Genomic DNA, 6,329 nt, shown 5'->3' with positions numbered 1-6,329 from the left:
ATTTGTTCCATCGTCGTCCGATAGCATTTTCGGGAGACTCTGCAATGCGCCGATTTTGACTGTACCGGTATTTAAAAAACTCCCTTCCACCTTGAAGCCTGAAATACCGATATTACAACGGTCGATCGTAATCTGGCCTCCATTGTTTGTGAAAGTTCCTATGTACAGATCGATTCCAAACATAATATTTGTCGCCGCTGAACCGCCAATGCTGATATTTCCCTGATTATTGAAATCACCGCTGTAATGGCTAAGACCCCAAATCCAGGCACGGTCAATCGTGATCTGCCCGCTGGCGGTGTTGTTGAAGACAGATGCGCTAGTCAAGCCTGTGCTGCCTACTTTTCCCGTGCTGCCGATTTTTATGGAAGCTTCATTGGTAAACTCACCGCTAAAATGAAATATACCCGTATCACCCACGTCGTCAATGGTGATCAACCCGCCTGCCTTGTTTTTGAAAGTGCCCCGGTTGTCGATGCCATATTTCCCGGCGACATTCCCGATATTGATTGTTCCGCTGTTTTGAACACTACCTTCGTTAAAGATACCATTTGTACCCGAACCATCGATGGCCAGACTGCCGGAAGCATGCACCGTCAGCAAGCCGCCACTCGCAATGGTGACCGACTTCGCTGCCGCCCCGGCAGTGGCGATCACGGGGTCGTTTGTAACATCGGGGATGGTTACGTCCGACGAGCCGTCGGGGACGCCCGACGACCAGTTACCGGCGGTGTTCCAATCAGTGTCAACGCTGCCAGTCCAGGTAGTTTGTGCAAAAACGTTGCCCGCAGACAAAACTAAAATAAGCAATGCGGACAATAACCGGCTTCTCAACGAAGCGAGTGCTGTCTTTTCCATTTGTATTTTTTCGATTGGTGGTTTGACATAGTCTTTCAAGCGTCCGGCTGAACACCAGACGCTTTTTCATGAAAGGAGCTATATTATTTAATGGCAATGGCCGCGCTGGTCGGCCCCACGAGCGGTAACAGCGAGGTCGAAATGAATCCCACTTGCCCGGCCCACTGGTTGAAGTCAGCCAAGGTATAGTCGAAGCCGGTGCCTGTTTCAATGAGCATGTTTAAACTCATCAGCAGGCCAAATACATTGGCCTTTCTGTTGTCGTCGATGACATTTTCAATGGCTATAAAAGCACCTCCCTTGGGCAGCGCGGCATATGCACTCTTCATCAGGCTGAGTTTTTGTTCCTCATCCCAGTCATGAAGAATGTTGCCCATGACCACCATATCGGCTTTCGGAAATGCGTCGTTGAAAAAGTCGCCCGATACTGCCTTAACCCGGCCATTTAAGCCCGCTTTCGCGATTGTTTTCTCCGCGATAGCGGTCACGCCCGGGAGGTCCATGTTCACGCAGGACATGTGTGGCTGGTGCTTGGCAACCAGGATTGAGAGCAAGCCGCTGCAACCACCTGCATCGGTCAATGTTTTGTATTTTGAAAAATCGAACTTTTGGGCAAAAGCCATAAATGCCCCTGCCTGAATGCTGCTCATTGCATTCACAAAGCTTTCCAGCTGTTCGGGTGATTGATATATATTATCAAACAAATTCCCCCCATGCTTGGCTTCATTTTGTGGCTTCCCGGTTCTCAGCCCTTCTTCCAGCGTTCCCCAGAAGCCGTAAAGGCGATCGTTAAGCATTTTGAGCATTCCCCCGACATAGGTTGGCTTTTTCACGTCCAGAAACAGGTCGGTGTCGGGTGTGTTGGAATAGGTGGCGGTTTCCAGGATACCTTCCCGGTTTAAAAAGCCAAAGCCGGTAAGTGTATCTAAAAAATCGTACACGTTCCGGTCGCTGCAGTGCAGGTTCAGCTTTTGCTTCAACTCGGCGGCGGTCAGCGGGCTGTTTTCTGTCAGAAGGGTAAACAGGTCGAAATCGACAGCGGCCAATAGTACTTTGGATGCCCAAAAGCCGGTACCCATTTGAAGGATACTTTCGGGGGAAGGTTGCGTAGAGTCATTCATTGTCGTTGCTTTTTTGAGTGAATAGTTCAGGGTGCAAATGTGCCAGTGTGAAAGAGGGGGCATACGGCTTAAAAACCACGCAACAAACATATTGAAAGACACGGAGATACAGGTGGACTATGCGCTCAAAAAGGTGGACTACTGTCCCAGTCGCCGGAATTCGGTTGGAGAATGGTCAAACTCCTCGGAAAACAACCGACTGAAGTACTTCGGGTCTTCGAATCCCACTGTATAAGCTACTTCGGAAATGGTCATTGGGGTGGTAGCCAGCAAGTGTTTCGCCTGAGCAAGACGAAGGAAGCGATCATAGCGGGTGACAGACATTCCCGTCAGTGCAATCATCTTACGGTGGAGCGAAGAGCGGCTCATACCGATCTCTTGGTAAATCGTTTCCAGCGATAACGGATTATTCCCCCACTGTGCTTCCAGCGCTGACCGGAGTCTTTGCAAAAACAAGCTTTCCAGCGATTCACTTTCTTCCGCCGGGTGCGGACCGGACTCCGGAAACTTCGTTAATTGCTGGCTGTAATACGACTGTAACCGGCGACGGGATTGGAGCAGATTGTTCAGCACAACTTCTAACTCTTCCCGTTGAAACGGTTTGGTCAGATACGCGTCTGCACCGCGCCGGAGTCCGCTGATCCTGTCGTTGACACCCGCCCTGGCCGTGAGCATGACGATCGGGATGTGACTCGTCGCAGGATCGTTTTTTAGCGTATCGCACAACTCGTAGCCATCTTTCAGGGGCATCATGACATCCGTCAGGATCAGATCCGGAATATTTTCCAAAGCCAGATCTATACCTTCCTGTCCGTTGTCTGCACGAATAATGTGGTAGTCGGTGCCGATGGCCGATACGATGTAAATCGCCACGTCGTCGTTGTCTTCCACCAGCAGGAGAACCGGTTTTTCTTCGGCTACCTCATCGGTTATGCCCATCACGTCCGGCAGGTCGGCACTACCCGGAACCAACACAGCCTGTAACAGTGACCCGAACGGCGCCTGGCGGGTCCGCCGGAAGCGAACGACAAACTCAGCTCCCTCACCGGGAATGCTCCGAACGGTCAACCCGCCCTGCATCAGCGAAACCAGTTCGCGTACCAGCGCCAGGCCAATGCCGCTCCCCCCTGTTTCGGAGGCTCGCTGACCGGAAACCTGAAAAAAACGGTCAAAGATCAGCGGTAACTTATCCGATTCGATGCCCGGGCCGGTATTGCGTATACGTATCGTAATCCACTCGCCGTCCGGAAGCAGCACCGGCGAAACCGCCTCATAATACCCCAGACTTCCGGATGGTCCGGCGTTGTTGTTGCTGGTTGCGGAAACCGTAGCCAGCCGAAGGTAAACCTGACCGCCGGCTGGTGTAAATTTAATGGCGTTGGTCAGGAGATTCGACAGAATATCCTGCATTTTATCTTTGTCGAAATCGGCTTCCAGTGTCTCTTCATGTGAATAGAAGTGCATTTGGATATCTTTGCCGGCGGCCATTGTATCGAAAGACTCAGCCACATAACGTGTGAATTTCACAAGATCGGCCCGGATCGGCTGCCAGGACATCGCGCCGGATTCAAGTTTGGAAAGGTCCAGAATCTGATTAATCAGCCGCAGCAGGCTGCTCCCGTTCCGTTCAATGAGGTCGGCCGCCCGACGGCCCCGCTCCACTACCTCATCCGGCTTATAACGTTTCAGCTCGGAGGTCATGCCCAGAATAACGGTTAACGGCGTCCTGAACTCATGAGAGATATTGGTAAAAAAGCGGGACTTGGTTTCATTCAGCTGGTGAAGCGACCGGGCCTGGCGTTCAATGACTTCTTTGTCCTGCTCGATACGGGCAGTGGCGTGCCTGATTTCCGCTTCGAGCCGCGATTGTTCCTGCCGATGGTTCCAGGTCCGCCATTTCAGCCAACCCCAGGTACCGGCGATCAACAGCAGTGCGGCTAATCCCAGAAACCACGCCTGCAGATAAAAGGGTCGCCGCACATCCACGCCGATGGCCAGCGTATTCGCCGACCATTGCCCGTTGGCCGATTGTCCCCTGACCAGCAGCTGGTATTTTCCATAAGGCAGGTTACCCAGCCGCAACGACGATTCAGTCTGTTGGGTCCAGGCATTGTCCAAACCCTTTAACTGATACGCATAAACGTTCTTTTCGGCGTCTGTGAAATTCAGCATCGCGAAATCCAGCACCGCGGTGTGTTCGCCCGGCCGGACGATGATCTCCTGCGTTTTAGCGAGTTCCTCCGTTTTGTCTCTGAGCTGCCTCCGTTCATTGTCAAACTGACGAAACGAGACCAACCGCATGTGCAGCGGAGCCGGTGGCTTTTCATTTTCGAAATCCCGCGGGTCAAACGAAGTGATTCCATTTAATCCCCCAAAATATAGCTTTCCGGTCTTGTCCTGAAAATGTGCGATACGATTAGACTCATTATGGGTGATGCCATCCTGCGTAAAATACGCTCGCGCGGTCAGACGGGTCGGGTCGAACTGCATGATACCGTGATCGCTGCTTAACCAAAGACGCCCCCTTCTGTCGGGATAAATTGCATGGATATTGTCGTTGCTCAGGCCTTCCGAGCGCCGGAACTGTCGGTACTTATTCCCTGCCCTGTCCCATTGTATCAGCCCTGAATTGGCCGTTCCCAACCAGTAGACACCATTTTGATCGTGATAAAAGTGCTCATAAACATCAGCGGGCAAATAAAAACGGCCTTTCCCACCACTCCAGTAGCGGGAAGTGATTCCTTTGACCGGATCAATCGTATATAAACCTGTTCCGGAACAAATCCAGAATGTACCTTTCCGGTCGGGGGCAATATACAGCACATGCGACTGCGCAAGCTCCGGAAACTGATTATACCTGGTAAATGAGTGTGCCTGACCTGTTTTCAGATCAATCAGCCATAAGCCCAGCCGGCCACCAACTATCCAGCGATCGGCGTCAAACGGATGCATCCCCCAAATGGTGGTGTTGTCGAGTAACGGAAATGCCGCCTGCACGCCTCTTTTTCGATCATAATCAATCAATTGGTTTGCCAACCCCAGCATTAGTCGCCCGGGCGGATGCTCCCTGAGGGCCACCGTTGGTCCATGGCGGGGATCACTCAATAGTTTTTTAATCCATCCACCTGCTGCATTGCAAGTGTAGAGTCCGAACTTTTCCAGGCTGGCATAAACAGTATCCCCGATAACCGTGATCCCGCGGATTGCGGCTGTTTTTTCGCCCGTGTACGTCGCATTGTAAAATAACCGGCGAAAGTAGTTGGGTACCACCTTAACCTGATACACACCAAAACTGGTCCCCAACCACATCGAGCCGTTTTGGTCGACAAAAAAACTCCGGTTGACGAGCGCTTCTCCTGACAGCTGATCATTAATATTCAGCAGTACTGTGCCTGTGGAGTCCCGAAGACTTACCCCGTCCCACACTGCACCGGCTTTATCAAAGGTGTAACAAACCGGAAAAAGCGAATGTGACAAACCAGGTTGTTGCGCCCTTGGAAGCTCGTACCGATTCCCCGATTCGTCAACTCTGTAGGCCTTAACAGCGCCGGTGGCCGGCTCTGTGGTGAGGTAGAAAAATTCAGTACCAGCGTTGCGTTGTCCTAAGCAACTGGTAAACAGGCTTTCTGAATGGCTAAACTGCCGGAGAATACGCCCTTCGGCTGTAAGTTCAATCAGAATTTGTCCATCAGCAATAGCCCAAACAGTATTCCGGATGGTTACATGGCGAATTGTCAGCTGTTTGAACCGGGTGAGACGGACATGCTTCAGACCCGTTTTGGGATGATAAGACGAGAGTATGGCCGGCCGATAGTTCGCAAAAAATATAGTGCCATTCGGGCTACCCAGCAGCCACTGCGGCATATTCAGGTAGGTTCCGATATGCTTTTCGCCAATTTTTTTTTCAAACGGAATTGTCACTCCCGTCAGCGGATTGAACAGGGAAATCCGCGATTCGCCAAAAGGGCCCATGAGCCAGAGCAATCCATCGGCATCCTGAGCGATGGATTGTATGTCGTCAAACGCAAGTCCGTTGCGGTCTTTGGTAAAATTGGTAAAACTTTTCCCGTCAAAGCGGCTGAGTCCAAACTTGGTACCGAACCACATAAATCCCTGCCGGTCCTGAAAAATAGCATTTACCTCCCGATGGGCCAGCCCAGTCTCCGGACCGTAGTGTTTTACCCACGCCACATAGGGTTGGGCCGCACCCGGTCGGACCAAACGTGATTGGCCATTCACTGACGTGCATAACACAATGAGGACGCTTGCTATAAGACTACTCGTTTTCACATGATCAGCAAAACCTAAAAAAGAACAAACAACCCGGACCTACTTCTCCTGCCGGTTGAA

The 6,329-nt window shown here is 51.6% G+C and carries 3 protein-coding genes; all 3 read right to left on the bottom strand.

The genetic code is table 11. The annotated features are described in order from the left end of the window. On the bottom strand, window positions 1–858 hold an 858-nt coding region (locus BP71_RS29375; protein ID WP_496385175.1), incomplete at its 3' end, for a DUF8693 domain-containing protein. An 83-nt stretch (window positions 859–941) separates the two neighbouring features. Next, window positions 942–1,979 carry a methyltransferase gene (locus BP71_RS29370; RefSeq protein ID WP_496385174.1) on the bottom strand — a complete coding sequence of 346 codons (1,038 nt, stop codon included), beginning with the start codon at window positions 1,977–1,979 and terminating at the stop codon, window positions 942–944. Between the two features lie 138 nt (window positions 1,980–2,117). After that, entirely contained in the window at window positions 2,118–6,200 is a 4,083-nt protein-coding gene (locus tag BP71_RS29365) for a hybrid sensor histidine kinase/response regulator transcription factor (RefSeq protein WP_496385173.1), read from the bottom strand. Between the last annotated feature and the right edge of the window lie 129 nt (window positions 6,201–6,329).

The organism is Dyadobacter ginsengisoli DSM 21015, assembly GCF_059568735.1.
This window is presented reverse-complemented; position numbering and strand designations above follow the sequence as displayed.